Origin of the sequence: Pseudomonas sp. NFACC56-3 (genome assembly GCF_900100025.1) — a bacterium.
Taxonomy (GTDB): Bacteria; Pseudomonadota; Gammaproteobacteria; order Pseudomonadales; family Pseudomonadaceae; genus Aquipseudomonas; species Aquipseudomonas fluorescens_AA.
In genome coordinates this window covers 277805-296121 of sequence record NZ_FMTK01000004.1, presented here as the reverse complement: position 1 = coordinate 296121, position 18317 = coordinate 277805, and the positions used below count along the sequence as shown (strand labels likewise).

General features: G+C 64.6%; 15 protein-coding genes. 3 read left to right on the top strand and 12 right to left on the bottom strand.

What is annotated here, in order from left to right; all coding sequences use genetic code 11:
• Positions 1-177 precede the first annotated feature (177 nt).
• Positions 178-1584 (top strand): adenosylmethionine--8-amino-7-oxononanoate transaminase, encoded by a 1407-nt coding sequence (locus tag BLO80_RS08805; protein ID WP_092329734.1) that lies wholly within the window; start codon positions 178-180, stop codon positions 1582-1584.
• Between the two features lie 54 nt (positions 1585-1638).
• Positions 1639-2358, top strand: a complete 720-nt coding sequence (locus tag BLO80_RS08800) for a 16S rRNA (uracil(1498)-N(3))-methyltransferase (RefSeq protein WP_072405885.1) — start codon at positions 1639-1641, stop codon at positions 2356-2358.
• Positions 2359-2486: 128 nt separating this feature from the next.
• On the opposite strand, the gene BLO80_RS08795 is transcribed toward BLO80_RS08800, so the two are convergent.
• Positions 2487-3104, bottom strand: coding sequence for a PAQR family membrane homeostasis protein TrhA (locus BLO80_RS08795; RefSeq protein WP_092329732.1), 618 nt, complete (start codon positions 3102-3104; stop codon positions 2487-2489).
• A gap of 157 nt (positions 3105-3261) precedes the next feature.
• Here BLO80_RS08795 and BLO80_RS08790 point away from each other — a divergent pair, with 157 nt between their 5' ends.
• Positions 3262-4176, top strand: coding sequence for a LysR family transcriptional regulator (locus BLO80_RS08790; protein ID WP_092329730.1), 915 nt, complete (start codon positions 3262-3264; stop codon positions 4174-4176).
• A 111-nt stretch (positions 4177-4287) separates the two neighbouring features.
• On the opposite strand, the gene madM is transcribed toward BLO80_RS08790, so the two are convergent.
• The 11 genes from madM to BLO80_RS08735 all read right to left on the bottom strand — a co-directional run bounded on the left by madM (position 4288) and on the right by BLO80_RS08735 (position 18199).
• Complete coding sequence (gene madM / locus BLO80_RS08785; protein ID WP_072405886.1) at positions 4288-5052, bottom strand: malonate transporter subunit MadM; 765 nt, start codon at positions 5050-5052, stop codon at positions 4288-4290.
• A gap of 1 nt (position 5053) precedes the next feature.
• Positions 5054-5470 carry a malonate transporter subunit MadL gene (gene madL, locus BLO80_RS08780; protein ID WP_072405887.1) on the bottom strand — a complete coding sequence of 139 codons (417 nt, stop codon included), beginning with the start codon at positions 5468-5470 and terminating at the stop codon, positions 5054-5056.
• A 66-nt stretch (positions 5471-5536) separates the two neighbouring features.
• Complete coding sequence (gene mdcH, locus BLO80_RS08775; RefSeq protein ID WP_092329728.1) at positions 5537-6457, bottom strand: malonate decarboxylase subunit epsilon; 921 nt, start codon at positions 6455-6457, stop codon at positions 5537-5539.
• Entirely contained in the window at positions 6454-7077 is a 624-nt protein-coding gene (locus BLO80_RS08770; RefSeq protein ID WP_175459466.1) for a malonate decarboxylase holo-ACP synthase, read from the bottom strand. Before BLO80_RS08770 ends, mdcH begins: the two co-directional genes overlap by 4 nt.
• The gene (mdcE, locus tag BLO80_RS08765; RefSeq protein ID WP_092329726.1) at positions 7071-7874 is read right to left on the bottom strand and encodes a biotin-independent malonate decarboxylase subunit gamma; all 804 of its coding nucleotides are present in this window, start codon (positions 7872-7874) and stop codon (positions 7071-7073) included. The genes BLO80_RS08770 and mdcE overlap by 7 nt, the downstream gene beginning before the upstream one ends.
• Positions 7871-8722 carry a biotin-independent malonate decarboxylase subunit beta gene (locus BLO80_RS08760; protein WP_092329724.1) on the bottom strand — a complete coding sequence of 284 codons (852 nt, stop codon included), beginning with the start codon at positions 8720-8722 and terminating at the stop codon, positions 7871-7873. The genes mdcE and BLO80_RS08760 overlap by 4 nt, the downstream gene beginning before the upstream one ends.
• Positions 8715-9014, bottom strand: a complete 300-nt coding sequence (locus BLO80_RS08755; protein WP_003206454.1) for a malonate decarboxylase subunit delta — start codon at positions 9012-9014, stop codon at positions 8715-8717. Before BLO80_RS08755 ends, BLO80_RS08760 begins: the two co-directional genes overlap by 8 nt.
• Positions 9014-9889, bottom strand: a complete 876-nt coding sequence (locus BLO80_RS08750; protein ID WP_092329721.1) for a triphosphoribosyl-dephospho-CoA synthase — start codon at positions 9887-9889, stop codon at positions 9014-9016. The genes BLO80_RS08755 and BLO80_RS08750 overlap by 1 nt, the downstream gene beginning before the upstream one ends.
• The gene (gene mdcA, locus BLO80_RS08745) at positions 9890-11560 is read right to left on the bottom strand and encodes a malonate decarboxylase subunit alpha (RefSeq protein WP_092329718.1); all 1671 of its coding nucleotides are present in this window, start codon (positions 11558-11560) and stop codon (positions 9890-9892) included.
• 230 nt (positions 11561-11790) lie between these two features.
• Positions 11791-12270, bottom strand: coding sequence for a chemotaxis protein CheW (locus BLO80_RS08740; RefSeq protein ID WP_092329715.1), 480 nt, complete (start codon positions 12268-12270; stop codon positions 11791-11793).
• Positions 12263-18199, bottom strand: coding sequence for an Hpt domain-containing protein (locus BLO80_RS08735; protein WP_092329712.1), 5937 nt, complete (start codon positions 18197-18199; stop codon positions 12263-12265). The genes BLO80_RS08740 and BLO80_RS08735 overlap by 8 nt, the downstream gene beginning before the upstream one ends.
• Positions 18200-18317 lie beyond the last annotated feature (118 nt).

Sequence of the window (18317 nt, the reverse complement as noted above, 5' to 3'; positions counted from 1 at the left end):
GACAGCTCAGAAGAGCCGCGAAGAATACGACAGCCATCAAAGCGCCGCCAGCGGCGTCTATCGCCTCGCTCAAAGTAGCGTCAACGACACAATGGGTTGTCCCCAGGGCCGCCATTGCATAGGCTTGCGCGATTGTTTTGCCCGCGCCCGCCGCGAGCCGCCTCGAGGAGACTGTAAATGGGCCTGAATAACCAGTGGATGCAACGCGACCTCGCGGTGCTGTGGCATCCCTGCACCCAGATGAAAGACCACGAACAGCTGCCACTGATCCCCATCAAGCGCGGTGAAGGCGTGTGGCTGGAAGATTTCGAAGGCAAGCGCTACCTCGATGCCGTCAGTTCCTGGTGGGTCAACGTGTTCGGCCATGCCAACCCGCGCATCAACCAGCGCATCAAGGACCAGGTCGATCAGCTGGAGCATGTGATCCTGGCCGGCTTCAGCCATCAGCCCGTGATCGAACTGTCCGAGCGCCTGGTGAAGATGACACCCGAAGGCCTGACCCGGTGCTTCTATGCCGATAACGGCTCGTCCTGCATCGAAGTGGCGATGAAGATGAGTTTCCACTACTGGATCAATCGCGGCCGGCCGGACAAGAAGCGCTTCGTCACCCTGAGCAACAGCTACCACGGCGAAACCATCGCGGCGATGTCAGTGGGCGATGTGCCGCTGTTCACTGAAACCTACAAAGCGTTGCTGCTGGACACGATCAAGGTGCCGAGCCCCGACTGCTACCACCGTCCCGAAGGCATGGGCTGGGAAGAACATTCGCGCAACCTGTTCGCCGCCATGGAGCAGACCCTGGCCGAGCACCACGACACAGTGGCGGCGGTGATCGTCGAGCCGCTGATCCAGGGTGCCGGCGGCATGCGCATGTACCACCCGGTGTACCTGAAGTTATTGCGCGAGGCGTGCGACCGCTATGGCGTGCACCTGATCCATGACGAAATCGCCGTCGGCTTTGGCCGCACCGGGACGATGTTCGCTTGTGAGCAGGCCGGTATCACCCCGGATTTTCTCTGCCTGTCCAAGGCCCTGACCGGCGGTTACCTGCCGCTGGCGGCGTGCGTGACCACCGACGAGGTCTACAGCGCGTTCTACGACGACTACCCGACCCTGCGCGCCTTCCTGCACTCCCACAGCTACACCGGCAACCCGCTGGCCTGCGCGGCGGCCCTGGCGACGCTGGATATCTTCGAAGAAGACAACGTCATCGAGAACAACCAGGCCCTGGCCCAGCGCATGGCCAGCGCCACCGCGCACCTGGCCGATCACCCGAACGTCGCCGAAGTACGCCAGACCGGCATGGTGCTGGCCATCGAGATGGTCAAGGACAAGGCCAGCAAAACCGCGTATCCGTGGCAGGAACGGCGTGGCCTGGCGGTGTTCCAGCATGCCCTGGAGCGCGGTGCGTTGTTGCGGCCGTTGGGTAGCGTGGTGTATTTCCTGCCGCCGTATGTCATCACCCCCGAGCAGATCGACTTCCTCGCCGAAGTGGCCAGTGAAGGCATCGACATCGCCACCCGGGACAAGGTCAGCGTGGCGGTGCCGAAGGACTTTCACCCTGGGTTCCGTGATCCGGGCTGACAACAAGTCTCCCTCGCAGCAAATGTCGAATTCAGATTCAATAGAGAACAAAACATGAGACTGTCCCGCTTCTTCATCGACGCCCCTCTGAGCCTCGGCGACCACGAACTGCCCGAAGCCCAGGCCCACTATATCGGCCGGGTGCTGCGCATGGCCGAGGGCGATGCGGTGCAGGTATTCGATGGCTCCGGTCAGGAGTTTCGCGGCACGTTGGCCGAAGTCGGCAAAAAGCGCGTGCGGGTGCAGTTGGACGAGCAGTTCGCCGGACAACTTGAATCGCCGTTGCGTATCCACCTCGGCCAGGGCCTGTCCCGAGGCGAGCGCATGGATTGGGCGATCCAGAAAGCCACGGAGCTGGGGGTCAGCGAAATCACGCCGATTTTCAGCGAGCGCTGCGAAGTGCGCCTCAAGGACGAACGCGCCGACAAGCGCCTGCTGCACTGGCGCCAGGTGGCGATCAGTGCTTGCGAGCAGTGCGGACGCTCGACCGTGCCGGTGATCCATCCGCCGCTGCTGCTGACTGACTGGTTGAAGCAGGCCGAGGCCGAACTGAAGCTGGTGCTGCACCCGGTGGCCGAGCCGCTGGTCAGTCATGAAAAACCGTCGACCCTGGCCTTCCTGATCGGTCCCGAAGGCGGTTTGTCGGATGCCGAGGTCGAGCAGGCCAAGACCGCCGGCTACCAGGCCGCCCGCCTCGGCCCTCGCGTGCTGCGCACCGAAACCGCGCCGGTGGTGGCCCTGGCCGTGGCGCAGCAGTTGTGGGGGGATTTCTGAGCTGCCGCAGGCCCTTGTGGGAGCGAGCTTGCTCGCGATTGCGGTGGGCCAGTCAACATCGATGCTGACTGATCCGACGCTATCGCGAGCAAGCTCGCTCCCACATTGAATCCAGGTTGCTCAGGGGGTCAGAGCACATAAAACAGAATCGCCACGAAATGCAGCAGGCTGCCGGCGATCACGAACAGGTGCCAGATGCCGTGGGCGTGGCGCAACCGGTGGTCGAGGGCGAAGAAGATGATGCCGACGGTGTACAACACGCCGCCCGAGGCCAGCCAGACGAACCCGGTGCTGCCCAGGGCCGCCAGCAGGGGCTTGACCGCCACCAGCACGATCCAGCCCATCACGGCGTAGATCACGATCGACAGGATCCGCGCTTCGGAACGCGGCTTGATTTCCTGCAAGATACCAATCACGGCCAGCCCCCAGACGATCCCGAACAACGTCCAGCCCCACGGCCCGCGCAGGGTCACCAGGCAGAACGGGGTATAGCTGCCGGCGATCAACAGATAGATCGAAAAGTGATCGACCTTCTGCATGATTTCTTTTTTGCGCCCGCGCACGCTGTGATAAACCGTCGAAGCGCTGTACAGCACCAACAAGGTGAACCCGTAGATCGCCACGCTGACGATCTTCCATGGATCGCCCGCCATCCCGGCGATCACCAGCAACCACACTGCGCCGATAAACGCCGCCACCGCCCCTACCAGATGCGTCCAGGCGTTGAGTCGTTCCCCGTGATACATCCAATACCACCTCACATTTAGAAACAGGTGCCCAGGCTCAGGCTTGGCGCTGCAAAGTGCAATGGTTTGCTGCTACCTCCTGAGCCCACCACTGATTAACTCCTCCAAAAAGAGTCGATTGGGGCACAATCAAACCATACGAATAAGAGTCCGCCCCATGCTGATCGACGAAGAATTGACCCTGAAGAAACTGGAGGTGTTCCTGGCCTTCATGCGCACCGGCAACCTGGCGCGGGCGGCGGCCGAGTTGCAGACCAGCAACGTCAGTGTGCACCGGGCCATCCACTCGCTGGAAAGCGCCCTGCGCTGCCCGTTGTTCAAGCACGAAGGTCGCAACCTCACACCGCTGGAAAGCGCTTACGTGCTGGAGGAGCGGGCGCAGAAGCTGATCCAGGACGTGGTCGAAAGTGTGCGCCTGACCCGTGAGGCCGCCGGGTTCTCCGCCGAGCGCTTCAAGCTCGGTTCGCTGTATTCGCTCACGGTCAAGACCGTGCCGCAGCTGATCATGGGCCTGAAGATCCGCCGCAGCGAACTCAATATCGACCTGATCCTGGGCTCGAACATCGACCTGCTGTACAAGCTCAAGAACATGGAGGTAGATGCGATCCTGATCTCCCTGGACGACAGCGTCAACGACCCGGACTGCGAACATATCGGGCTGTTTTCCGACGACATCTTCCTCGCCACGCCAGCTGATTCACCCTTTGCCCAACGCAGCGAAGTCGACCTGGCCGAAGTGCGCGACGAAACCTTCATCACCCTCACCCAAGGCTTCGCCACCCACCAGGACGGTAACCGGGTGTTCAAGCAGGCGGGGTTCGAGCCGAAGGTGGCGATGCAGGTCAACGACATCTTCACCCTGCTGAGCATGGTCAGCTCCGGGGTGGGCTATGCCTTGCTGCCGGGCCGGATCGCGGCGGTGTATGAAAACCGGGTGAAACTGATCCCGTTGCAGGAAAAGTACCGGTTGCAGCAGCACATCGGCGTGGTGTTCCTGAAGGCCAAGGAGCGGGATCCGAACCTGCTGGCGCTGTTGGCCGAGTGCCGGATGTATGCCAATCGCCAGGCATAGGACATTGTGGCGAGGGAGCTTGCTCCCGCTGGGCTGCGCAGCAGCCCCAAAAGAGCGGGTGCTGCGCCCCCGAGCGGGAGCAAGCTCCCTCGCCACGAAAGCAGTCGCCGATTAACCGACAATCCCGCGAACAATGAAGTACAACAACGAAGGCCCCAGCAAGCACCCCAGCCCGGTATGGAAGGTCGCCGTCAACGCGCCATATGGCACCAGCCGCCGGTCCGTCGCCGCCAAGCCGGCCGTCACGCCACTCACCGTCCCGGCCAAGCCACCGAATACCATGGCCGAGCGCGGGTTATCCAGGCCCATCCAGCGGGCCGCCATGGGGGTGCCGACCATCACGATGATCGCCTTGATCAAGCCGGTGGCAATCGACAGCGCCATCACATCGGACGTGGCGCCAATCGCGGCCCCGGTCACGGGCCCGACGATATAGGTCACCGCACCCGCGCCGATGGTGGTCATGCTTACCGCGTCGCGATAACCGAACAGCCAGGCAATGCTCGCGCCGACGATGAACGGCAGGATCGTGCCCAGCAGCAACGCGACGGCCCCGATCATCCCGGCCTTCTTCGCTTCGGTAGCCTGCACTTCGAATGCCGTGGCAACGATGGCGAAGTCACGCAACATGGCGCCGCCCATCAAGCCGATACCCGAAAACAGCGACAGGTCCGCCAGGCCTTTCTGCCCGCCAGTCATGGTGCCACCCACCCAAGCCAGCACCAGGCCGATGACAATGGCGATCGCCGAACCGTGGACCCGGCCATACGTCAGGCGCTTGGACAGCACCACTGACACCCACATGATCACGCCCACGAACGCGAATGCCGTGATCAGACCGTTATGCTCCAGGCCTTTCTCGATGAGATCCCACATATCAGCGGCCTCCTGCCGGTGTGCCCAGCGGGGTCAGTTCCGCCGGCTCATCGGGCAATGGCTCGCCTTTGTGGGTCCGGCTGATCAGCGCAATGGTACAACCACAGAGCACCACCGAACCGATGGCCGCCAACACCGCCACCGGGCCACCGTGCAGGGCCGTAACCACGTTCTGCTGCGCGGCCATCGCCACCACCACCGGAATGTACATGGCGCCCCAGAAGGCGACGCCCATCTCACAGTCCTTGGTCATGCCGCCACGTTTTTGCGTCCACAGCCGTGCGCAGATCAGCAGGATCATCGCAATGCCGACCCCGCCCACGTTGGATTTGACGCCCAGCAACACGCCGAGCATGTCGCCCAGGATCACCCCTGTCAGCGTACAGATCGCCAACAGCGCCACACCGTAAATAATCATTGTCGTAGTCCTCAAAGTGCATCGTCGAAGTTGTTGTTTTTGTGCTTCGCCAGCTTGAGTCGGTGTCTAGGGTTGGCGGTTTCCCTCCTCACGCAACAGCGCCTGCAAGGTATCGAGCCGGGCACCGTCGAAGGCAATGACGGTGCCCTGCTCGAACACCCGGCGCGCCAGCCCGGTGAGTACCGCGCCGGGCGGCAGTTCGATCTGTAGCCGCACGCCACGCTCGTAGGCGCTTTGCACGGTGCCACGCCAATCAACGACGCGGCACATGTTGAAGGCCAGGTCGTCGCGCAGGGCCTCAATGCTGATCACCGGCCGGGCGCGGCTGCCGCTGAGATAGGCCAGTGTGGGGGCTTTCAACGGCACCCCGGCAAACGCCTGGGCCAATGTCCGCGCCGGAGCCTCCAGCAACGGGCAATGGGACGGCACGCTCACCGCCAACCGACAGGCTTTGCCAGCGCCTTGGCGCCGAGCCTTTTCGGCGACCAGGCCCATGGCTTCGTCGCTGCCGGCGATGACCACTTGGTTATCGGCGTTGATATTGGCCAGGTAGACCGGCGTTGCTTCACCGTGCACCTGCTCCAGCAAGGCTTCCACTGCCGCCAGATCCAGGCCGATGATCGCGCTCATGCCGTAGCCGTGCGGATACGCCTGCTGCATCAGTTCACCGCGCAGGCTGACCAGCCGCAGCGCATCCTCGAAGCCCAGCGCCCCGGCAACGACCGCCGCCGGATACGCACCGATGGACAACCCTGCCACATAATCCGGCGCCGGAGCTTGCTCCAGCAATCGGCGGGCCGCCGCCACGCCGGCGATCAACAGGCATAGCTGCACGGCGCGGGTCGATTGCAACGCCTCGGCGCTGTCCAGCCGCAAGACGTCTTCACCGAGTACATCCCCCGCCTCGTCCAGGACCAGCGGCGCCAGCCCATGGAGCATGCCCACGCGCTGTGCACCCTGGCCGGGAAAAACGAAGAGACTGCTCACGCGACCTGCTCCACGCAAGGCTGCCAAGGATCGCTCACCAGCCGGGCCTGGACGTCATCCTTGAGCAAGACCCGAGGCGACGAACCCGCCCATTCGCGCAGGGCCACGGCGCCGCAAGGCGTTTGCAACTGCATGTCCACGGCGCATACCGAAGCATCCAGTAGCACCAGCAAATCCCTGGCCTGGAGACGATCCAGACCGTGCGGTGTGCGCAGAATCAAATCCAGGTCACTGCGTTCGTGCAGGGCCTCGAAACCGCTGGCGAGTTCGAACCCGGCGCTGCCGCTGACGCCCCAGGTCCAGCCACTGCCATCGAGCAGCGGACGCAGCCGGGACAACGCGTGCAGGGCCGGCAGGTCGCGCGGCGATTCGACCTGGCACAGGTCCTCCGGGCGCACCCTGCGCTGGACCGCAGCCACCGGCATCGACGTGGCGTAACGCTGCTCCCTGGCGCGACCGCGCACGCCCACCGCGACATCCCCGGGCGAGGTCAGCGCCCGGCGCACCACCACCGGTTGGCCAAGGCCGAGGCTCTCGACGGCCCAGCCTGGCGCATCCGCCGGCAAGTGCTCCGGCGTCATTCCCCAGAGCAGGTCATGGGCCAGCAACCCGTTCACCACTGCGCGCTCAACAATTGGCGAACAGTGCTGGAGGCTGCCCGATGGGCCGCACCGAGGCGGCTGCTCAGGTCTCGAGGTGCACCGGCAACATCGTTGATCGCTTGTTGCAGGCAATCGGTCACCCGGGCCAGATCAGCCGCCGTCGGTTGTTCGATCTGCTCCACCGACAAGGTTTCCCACAACAACCCCAGGCTGGCAAAACTGTCGATGTCGTAAGCCATCGGCGGCACGCTGGCGGCCAAGGCTTCAAGCTCTTCGACACTGCGCAAGGTCACCCGCGCCGCCGAGGCCTTGCCCATGGCGTGGACCATCACCCCCGGGTCGCGCAGGGCGATGAGCCGGTTGGCCTGGTAGCCGTGGGCCAGGAACGCCCCCGACATCGCCTTGCCCACCAGCAAGCCAATCACCGGGTGCCCGGCCAGCCGCGCACGGGCATAGCTGTCCGCCGCACCGGCCAAGGCCTGATGAATGCCCAGGGCTTCTTCGCGCCGGCCATAGGCCTGGCTCGGTACATCGACAATAGCGATCAACGCACGCTTGTGGGGGACATCGCGGTCGGCATCAATGGTATCGTCCACGGCTTTGGCCAGGCCCCAACCCTCGAGCAAACCCACCTCGCCGTTACGAGCACGGGGAAAGCGACTGTCGGGATCCGCCACCACCGCCAGCAGGCGCACGTGTTGCCCGCCCAGCGCGACGTCAGCGACTTTCAACGAAGCAGGCAATCCTTCCAATGGTTTGGCGCCGTCACTCAAGGCCTCGAACCAGCGCAAGCCTCTCAATGAATACGAGCTCATGGGCGTTCTCCCTGATACAGCTGGCGAACCGTGGCCGGTTCGATTTGCACTTCGGTATCCAATCGCGCCAGCCGCTGCAAGAACAGCTCGGCCTGGCCGCTGCGGTGTTCGACGGGAACGCCCAGGTGCAGCAATTGGCTGACCTGCTGGCGGATCCGCGCCACGTCATCGGCGACGTAACGATCCACCAGGCCGGTGGCGAAACGTTGTTCGCCGCCGGTCAGGCTCCAGATGAACGGCCGGTCACGGGAGTCGTATTCGTCGAGGCCGGCTTCCTGTTCGATCACTTGTGGACCGTTCAGGCCCAGCCGCGCTTCCCGGGTCACCAGCAGATAACTGCACAGCCCGGCGGCGATGGACATGCCGCCAAAGCAACCGACGCTGCCAGCCACCACACCAACCACCGGCTGGTACTGACGCAAATCGACAATCGCCGAATGAATCTCGGCAATCGCCGCCAGCCCCAGGTTGGCCTCCTGCAACCGCACGCCACCGGTTTCCAGCAGCAGCACGGCGCGGGTCGGAATGCCTTTGCGGTTGTCCTCGGCGGCCAGCTCCAGCGCACCGGCAATCTTCGCCCCGCCGACTTCGCCGAGGCTGCCGCCCTGGAACGCGCCTTCGATGGCGGCGATCACCACGGGCAGGCCATCGAGCGAGCCTTTGGCGATCACCACGCCGTCGTCGCTTTGCGGCACCACGCCCTGACGCAACAACCACGGCGACATGACCCGCTGGAACGGGTCGAGCAATTCACGGAAAGTGCCGTCATCGAGCAAGGCCCTGGCCCGCTGCCGGGCGCCGAGTTCGACGAAGCTGTGCTTGTTGAGCAACGCTGCGCTGTCAGTCATGGCCGATCTCCTCGAAACCTTGCTCCAGTCGCAAGCGCACCACGCCGGGGGTGGCGCCGAAATCATGGATGTCGATGGACAGGGCCGGTGGCGTCTGGCCGTCGAACATGCGGGCGAACAGATGTTGCCAGCGTTGCTCGCTGCCATTGACCGAGGTCTGCACCTGAATGGTCAGCTTGCCCGCCAGGCCAGGTTCGATCAGCACTTCCAGGTCGCCCGAGCCGACGCAGCCCACCAGTGCACGGCCCCGTGGCGGCTGCCCGGCGGGAAATTCAAAAGATAGGGTTTCCATCAGCACACTCCAGGGAAGAGGCCATCGCCGCGCTCGATACGATCGAGGAACAGGCAGGCGGCGAGCAGGTCGGCAGCGCCGCCGGGCGAGGCGTTCAAGGCAATCAGTTGTTGGTCCAGCGCGTGCAATTGGCGACGACCGCCCAGGCTCGCACTGCCACCGGCATCGAGCACCGCTCTGGCGCCTTGTTGCATGGCCTGTAACCCCGCTTCGCCGGCCCGGTAGAGCACGCAGGTGTCGGCCAGGCGAGTCATGATCGCCAGCAAGGCATCGAGTCGGGCGTTCTGCTCGCCCGCCCCCGCCGCGCGGCTGCGCTTGAGTTGCGGCAGGCCCAGGCCAGTCACCGCCGGAAACGCCAGTTGCGCTTCTTCCCGGGCACCGCGCACGCCGTAGCGCTGGGCGACCTGGGCACCGTGGCTCAAGGGTTGGGGCGCATGACGGTCGTTGAGCAAAGCCAGGCGGGCAGCGCGCAAAGTAACGGCGCTGGCGACACTGGATTCAGGTGCCAGCGCCGCTGCAGCGACCAACAGGCCCAAGGCCCAGATCGCGCCACGATGGGTGTTTACCCCGCCGGTGGTGGCGAGCATCGCCGCTTCCCCCTCACGGCCGATCCGCCCAAGGGCTTCGCGCAACGGCAGGCCGATTTCGCCGCATTCAAGCGCGGCCTCGGCCATTTCCTTGAACGCCGGCCACAGCGACAGCGCCGACGCATGCATCAGGCCCAGGTGCAGGTCGGTGTGGGCGCCATTGCCGCGACGGTCCACCAAGGCCGGTTTAGGCGACAGGTCGGCTTCGTCGATCAGCGCATCCACCGCCATGTCCGCCAGACGTTCGGCCAAGGACAGTTTTTTCGGTTGCAGGTTGAAGGCGTGCATTTACCAGCTCCTGAACTTGGCGGGCGGGTTGTAGAGGCCACCGGACCATTCCACCAGATCGGCCACGCTCTTGGCCGCGAGCAGCTCGCGGGTGGCGTCGGTGCGACGGATGCCGAGGTCTTCGGGCAAGGCGATCAGCCCTTCGCGACGCATGCGCGCGGTGTCTTTCGGATCATGGCGCAAACCGATGGCGGTGACCCCGGCCACGGCGGCGATCATCGCCTGGCGTTCTTCCAGGGAACGAGCCTTGTACAGGTAGGCGATGCCCTCTTCGGTCAGCAGGTGGGTGACGTCGTCGCCGTAGATCATGATCGGCGCCAGGGGCATGCCGGCTTTCTTCGCCACGTCCACCGCATCGAGGGTCTCGACGAAGGTCGGTTTGCCGCCCTCCTGGAACGTCTCGACCATCTGCACCACCAGCTTCTTGCCGCGTTCGAGCAACGGCGCCTCGCCATCGCCATGGCGCATGTCGAGCCAGGCTGGCGTGCCATGACGGCGACCGCGTGGGTCGTGGCCCATGTTCGGCGCACCGCCGAAGCCGGCCAAGCGGCCACGGGTCACCGTGGAGGAATGGCCGTCACCGTCCACTTGCAGGGTGGCGCCGATGAATAGGTCCACCGCGTACTGCCCGGCCAGTTGGCAGACCATGCGGTTGGAGCGCAGCGAGCCGTCGTGACCGGTGAAGAACACGTCGGGGCGGGCGGCGATGTAGTTTTCCATGCCCAACTCGGTGCCAAAGCAATGCACGCTTTCGACCCAGCCGCTTTCGATGGCCGGGATCAGGGTTGGGTGCGGATTGAGGGTCCAGTTACGGCAGATCTTGCCCTTCAGGCCGAGGGATTCGCCGTAGGTCGGCAGGATCAATTCGATGGCGGCGGTGTTGAAACCGATGCCGTGGTTGAGGGACTGGACGTTGTGCTTTTCGTAGATCCCACGGATCGCCATCATCGCCATCAACACGTGCACAGGCTTGATGTGGCGCGGGTCGCGGGTGAACAGCGGCTCGATGTAGAACGGCTTGTCGGCCACCACCACGAAGTCCACCCAGGATGCCGGAATGTCCACCCGTGGCAGGTCGCTGACGTCGTCCACCAACTGGTTGACCTGGACAATGACGATGCCGTCGCTGAAAGCCGCCGGCTCGATCAGCGCCGGCGTGTCCTCGGTGCTGGGGCCGGTGTAGATGTTGCCGGCGCGGTCGGCCATGAAACCGGCCGAGAGCACCACGTTGGGAATCAGGTCCACCACCAGCCGGGCGTAGAGCTCGATGTAGGTGTGGATCGCCCCAACTTCCAGCAGGCCGTCTTCGAGCAACTGGCTGATGCGCAGGCTCTGGGTGCCGGCGAAGGAAAAATCCAACTTGCGAGCGATACCGCGTTCGAACAGGTCCAGATGTTCGGAACGACCGACACTGGGCATGATCATGTGCAAATCGTGGAGCTTCGACGGATCGGCTTTCACCAGGGAGCGCGAGAGAAAATCCGCCTGCTTCTGGTTATTGCCTTCCAGCACCACACGGTCGCCCGGCAGGATCAACGCCTCCAGCGCCGCGACGATCTTGTCGGTGGGCAACACCACACCGTCGGCAAGCCCCTTCACCCGTTCGAGACGCCGCTGCTTTTCGCTACGCCGCCGCGTCCAGCGCGAGTCGGGGGATATTGTTGTTGTCATGACCACTCCACGGGTTCGCTGTCGTGGGGGTTACCTTAGGAGTGTCGTGGCAGGTGCATCAATCAAGCTCAGCGGCGGATCGTTACGGTTGGAGTAATGGTGAGAAAAACGAACCCAGTCCCCTGTGGGAGCCGAGCTTGCTCGCGATGACGGTGGATCAGTCAACACTGAGCCGGCGGACACTCCGCTATCGCGAGCAAGCTCGCTCCCACATGGGCGCTGCATAGACTTCAGGATTTGTGCTGCTGAACCAACCCGGCCGCCGCCACCAACTCCTCCAACGCCAGCAAGTCCGGCACTTTCGCCACATGTTCCCCCACTTGCACCGCCGCCTGCTCCAGCCCGCACAGCGGCACGTCAACGTAGCTCAACTGGCTGTCGAGCTTGTAGGACCGCGGGATCCCTTGCACCAGCAATGCAATGAAGCGCAGCTCCGGTCGGCCACCCAGGGCGTTGAGGATGACGATGCGTGCTCGCTCGCCGATCACGGTTTTCTGGCCGCAGGCCGATTCGAAGCTCAGTAGCGGGATTTGCCGTTCGCGCCAGCTCACCCAGCCCAGGAACCAAGGCGGGGTGTCCATATCGAAGGCGCTGCTCTGGTAGTCGATCAGTTCGGCCACCGCCACGTTGGGCAGGATCAGGTGGCGGTCGGCCAGTGGCAGCAGCAGGCCAGTGAGGTGGCTGGCGCGTGAGTGATGCAGGTCATGCATGGCTTCTGCTCCAGTGGGCGATGCTGTCGAGCAGCACCGATTCCTGGTACGGCTTGCCCAGGTAGTCGTTGACACCGATGGCCATGGCGCGGTCGCGGTGTTTCTGACCGGTGCGGGAGGTGATCATGATGATCGGCAGATGCGCCAGGCGTGGGTCGTTGCGCACTTGCGTGGCCACTTCGAAGCCGTCCATGCGCGGCATCTCGATGTCCAGCAGCATCAGGTCAGGCGCGTGCTCGGACAGCAGCGCCATGGCGTCCACGCCGTCCTTGGCGGTCAGGACGTGCATGCCATGGCGCTCCAGCAGGCGGCTGGTGACCTTGCGCACCGTCACCGAGTCATCCACCACCAGCACCAGCAGTGGCCGTTGCGGCTCACCCTCGCCTTCCGCCGGCACCTGGCGGCGCGGGACCTGGTGGGGCAAGGCGCGGATCGGCGCCAGCAGGTCGAGAATCAACACCACCCGGCCATCCCCCAGGATCGTCGCCCCGGACAGGCCCTGCACCGCCGAGAATTGCGGGCCAAGGCTCTTGACCACGATCTCCCGGGTCCCGGCGATAGCGTCGACCTGCACGGCCACGTGCCGCTCGTTGCACTGCACCAGCAGCACCGGCAACGGCTGGCTCTGGCCCAGCAGCTTCGGCCGGGGGCCGGTTTTCAGCAGCTCGCCCAGGTAGCACAGTTCATAGCGTTGTCCGGCGTAGGTGTAGGTCGGCGGGTCGAGTTGGTAGTAGCCGTCCAGTTCGGCCGGCAACACCCGGACAATGCTTTCGATGGCGTTCAGCGGGATCGCGTACTGGTCTTCGTGACAATGCACCATCAACGCCCGGTTCATCGCCACGGTAAACGGCAGGCGAATGCGGAAATGCACGCCCTGCCCCGGCGTGGAATCGATGGTCATGCTGCCGCCCAACTGCCGCACCTCTTCGTGGACCACGTCCATGCCCACGCCACGCCCGGAGATCTGGGTGATTTTTTCCGCCGTGGAAAACCCCGGCTGCAGGATGAACTGCAGCACGTCGCGGTCGCTGATATCGCTGTCCGGCGCCAGCAGGCCCCGCTTGATCGCCTTGGTCCGCACCGCCTCCAGCGGCACGCCGGCACCGTCGTCGCGGATGTCGAAAATGATGTCGCCGCCTTCCCGCGACAGGTCGAGGCTGATGCGTCCTCGCGCCGGCTTGCCAGCGGCGACGCGCACATCGGCCGGTTCCAGGCCGTGGTCGACGGCGTTGCGCAGCATGTGCTCCAGGGGCGCGGCCATACGTTCCAGGACGTTGCGGTCCATCTCGCCGTCGGCATTGCCCACCACGAACTCCACGTCCTTGCCCAATTCCTGCGCCACTTGCCGGACGATGCGCTTGAGCCGCGGCAGCATGCGCTCGAACGGCACCATGCGCGTGCGCATCAGGCCTTCCTGGAGCTCGGTGTTGATCCGCCCCTGCTGTTGCAGCAGGAGTTCGGCATCGTGATTGCTGCGATCCAGGGTTTCCTTGAGTTCGAGCAAGTCCGAGGCAGACTCGAACAGCGCCCGGGACAGCTGCTGCAACTGGGAATGCCGATCCATCTCCAGCGGGTCGAACTCTTCGTAGCCCAGGCGCTCGGCCTCCACTTGTTGACGACTGAGAATCCGCCCCTGGGTTTCGGTATCCAGGCGCCGCAACTGGTCGCGCATGCGCTCGATGGTGGTTTCCATTTCGCTCAGGGCCACGTGTGCGTCGTTGACCTGTTGTTCGATGCGCCCACGGAAAATCGACGTTTCCCCCGCCAGGTTCACCAGGTCGTCGAGCAGTTCGGCGGAGACCTTGACCATGTCTGCCCCGTCGCCCGCTGCACCGGGGTCTTGTCTGGCGGGCGCCGCGGGCGGACTTGCGATGGGGGGCGTGATCGGCTCCGGCGCCGGGGCAGCCTGGGACACCGCACTTGCCTGGGGATGATTCACCGCCTGGATCTGCGCGATCAGCCGATCGGCCAGCGGGCACGGATGGCCGGCGCGCACCGCATCGAGCATCTGCGCCAGTCGGTCATGACTGCTTTGCAGCAAGGCAAACAATGCCGGGGTCGGCTGGAGCAGGCCCGCCGACAGGCCTTCGTAGAGGTTTTCCAGCTCATGGGCCAGGTCGCCGATAGGGACGATTTCCACCATCCGCGCACCGCCCTTGAGGGTGTGCAAATCCCGCAGCAGGGTTTCCACGGCCTGGCGATTCGACGGTTCTTCCTGCCAGCGCAGCAGCGCCGCGCCTGAGCTGTCGAGGATGTCGAAGCCTTCTTCAAGGAAGATTTCCAACAACTCGGGATCGTGGCCGGCACCGTCGGCCTGGGCCGCTGCACTCGTCTCGATGGCATTCGGCTTGTCCTGGCGGAACCTTCGGATAGCGTCGATCAGCGCAACGGGATCGCCCAACGGTTGGCCCTGTTGCAACTGCCCGAGCAACAGGTCGAGGCGTTCGTGGCTGCTGCCGAGCAGTTGCGCCAGTTCCTCGCTGTAGCTGTAGCGCCGGTCCACCAGCCCTTCGTAAAGGTTTTCCAGCTCCTGGGCCAGGTCGCTCACCGGCCGGATGTCGGCCATCCGCGCGCCGCCCTTGAGGGTGTGCAAGTCGCGTTGCAGCGAGGACAGCGGCGCACCGTTGTCCGGATCGGCCAACCAGCGCTGCAAGGCCTGGGCGGCACTTTCGAGGATGTCCTGGGCCTCTTCGAGGAAAATCGACGCAAGGTCATCGTCCATCGAGGTCTCGGCGGGCGCGTCGCGTGCCATTTCCGCCGTCACGTGGCCCAGTTCGTGGATACTCAGCGTGCGGCTGCCGTCGCTACGGATCAGGCCAGTGGCCGACGGGTCGAGGCTCTCCTGAAGCAGGCGACGCAGGGCCGCTACCCGCTCAGGCCGCGGACGCACGTGCTGCCCGGCCGCCAGCTCATCGAGCATGTCGATCAGCGCCTCATGGGCGAGCTGCGCCTGCTGGAAAAATTCATCGCTGACCGCCAGGCTGCTTTCTTCCACCGCGCCGTAGAGATCCAGCAACGCTTCGCAGAGTTCGTCCACCGGGTGCAGGTCGGCCAGGTGCGCGCCTTCGCCGAGGGTCGTCAGTTCATCCAGCAGCGCACTCAGTTCCTGGCCTTCGCCGGGATGCTGCTGCCAGCGCTGCAAGAGGCTTTCGGCGTCCAGCAGGATGTCCATGCCCTGGGCGAGGAAGTTGTTGATCAGCTGTGGATCGCGCTTGGTCCGCATCGCTTTGTCGGGCGCACTGTTGGCGGCATGCAGACGCTCGGCCAGCAGGGCCTGGGCGCGCTGGATCAGATCCCCGGCGCCGGGGATCGGCGCCAGCGGCTCGCTGTGCAACTGGCGCAGGCCGCGGCGCAACAGCCCTTCGGCCTCCAGCAGCAACTCCACCTCATCCAGGTCGAGGGCAATCAGGTGCGCCCGGTACTCCCGGGCCAGTTCATCCATCGCACCGGCCAACTCGGCGATGGGTAGCACGCCGGCCATCGAAGCGCTGCCCTTGAGGGTGTGCAAAGCCCGCTGCAATTCATCGCTGGCCTGCAACGGCAGGTGGTCGGCCGCCTGGTCGAGAAAACGATTGAGACTGGCGAGGTGGCCCTGGGCTTCGTTGTCGAAGATCTTCAACAACAGCGGATCGAGGGCGGCCACGTCCTGCTCGTCGTCTTCATCGTCTTCATCGCCGCCCTTGGCCAGGGCATGGGCGCGGGCGGCCAGGCGGTCGACGTCATCGCGCTGGCGCTGCCGACTGGCCGCGAATTCGGCCACCAGGGCTGGCAACAACGGCACCGTGTCTTCGATCAACTGACGGACCGACGCCTGCGGCTCGACGCTGCGCTCCAGTACCCGGTTGAGCAGGTTTTCCACGGCCCAGGCCAGTTCACCCAGCACCAGCGCCCGCACCATCCGACCACTGCCCTTGAGGGTGTGGAAGGCCCGGCGCAGTTCGCTCAGGGCGCCGTGGTCGTCGGGATGCGCACTCCAGCGCGGCAAGTATTCACGCAGGACGTCGAGCACCTCGGCGGTTTCCTCGAGGAAGACCTCACGCAACTCGTCGTCCACCGGGCTCTCGTCCAGTGGTGGGGGCAACAGGCTGCCTGGGGTGCTCCTGGCCGGTGGATTGACCGCCGAAACCGGACTGGCCAGCACCTGTGCCAAGGACTGCACCGTCTGCGGGTCATCCAGTTCCTGCAAGTCCTGCATGACTTGGGCTTCGTTGGGACTCAACACATCGTCAAGCACCGGTACCCGCGCTTCGTCAGGGTAATAACCGAGCGCGGCCAGGCTCCGTTCGACCCCATCGAGCAAGGGCTCGCCAGGGGTTTCCGGGTCCTCGCTCAAGCGCTCCAGGTAGTATTCGAGACCGGTGATCACGTCGGCCAAATGATCGAGCTCTTCCCAACCCGGCTGGGCCCGCTCCAGCAACAAATGGTCACGGATGAACGCGTTGCAGGCCTCCACCAGGCTGGCGGCACGGCTCAGGGGGATCATCGCCAGCGCACCGCGCACCTGGGTCAGTAGCGCCGGCAACGGTTGCAGTTGCTCGCTGTTCCAGTCCGCGTCGATGTAGTCGACGATCATATCCTTGGCCTGTTGCAGGCAGGTGTGGGCTTCCTTGATGACGATCTGGTGGATCTGGGTCAGGTCGGTGGTGGGCAGGTGCGTGTCTTCGCGGCTCTCGGGCTCGACGGTGCCGACCATGCCGGCCAGGGTCGCCTCGACATAGAGCAAGGCCCCGGCTACGTCCATGAGGGTCGCGTCATCCGGCTCGCGCTGGCCCTGGGCGAGGCTCAGGACCACGGCCAGTTGATCGATGATGACCTTGCGCGGCTGGCCGAAACCCAGCACCGCCAAGGTGTCGGCGATCTGCCGCAACGGCGCCAGCAGGCTGTCCAGTTCCGAGGCGTGCTGGCGATCGCTGCGCACGAACAGGTCCAGGCGTTCCTTGACCCGTACCAACTCCTCGCACAGCGCGGCGAGCACCGAGCGCATGGCATCGCGGTCAGGCCCGGCCAGGCGCGCGCGTTCTTCGTCGACCATGGCGCTGTCGGGCAGCGCGTCGTCCAGTGAGTAGCGTTCTTTCATGATCTGCATCTGCCCGCTGGGATGTTCGGCCTTGGCAATATAGAACAACAAGCTCTTGAGCAGGTGGGGCGGTGCCGGTTGATTGATGCCAGGCATGCCTTGGTCCAGCAGGCGCTTGAGCTCCTTGTCGGCTTCCTTGAACAGGCTGCGCAACGCCGGGCTGTTGGCGATGCGCCCGTCACGCATGCCTTCGACCAGCGCTGAGGCCACTTGCCATAAGGCATTGAGCGGCGCCCCGGCACACAACGTTTCCAGGCGCTGGAAAACCTTGGCCAGGTAACCGAGGTGCGTCGCGTCATCCTGTTCGCGCAGCAGGCCCACCAAGGCCATTTGCAGGGTCTGGCGCCATTTGCGCAAGGTGTTCGGCAGGTCAGCGGGTTCGAGGCGCTGCAAGGCCTCGTCGCTGAGCGGCGCAATATCGGGCAATTCGGGACTGAACAGGCTGGTTTCCGACAACAGGCTCTCGCCCCGGGCACTGCGCAGGTCATTGATCAGGGGCAGTACCACCAGCGGCAGGTCGCGGCGGGCGCCTTGTATGCGGTCCAGGTAGATCGGCAACTGCCCCAGGGCCTGGCTCAACAGGCTGATGGCTTCATCGCGATGGGTGACGCGGTTGTCCTGCAGGGCGGCGCATAGCTGCTCCATCTCCTCGGCCAGCAACGCCGCACCGTAGAACTCGACCATCTGCAGGCCGCCGTGGACCTGGTGAATGCAGGCCAGGCATTGCCCGAGGGCGTCCGACGCCTGGGGATCGTCCACCAGGCGGTTGAGGGCCAGATGGGCCTGCTTCAGCGTTTCGGCAATCTCGCCCTTGACCCATTCCAGGGCCACGTAGTCGTGCCGATCACCCATAACCACTCCAAATCAACCTGTGGCGAGGGGATTTATCCCCGCTGGACTGCAAAGCAGTCCCAAAATAGCCAGCCTGGTACATAGAGATTGGGTTCTGCATTGCTAGGGGCCGCTTCGC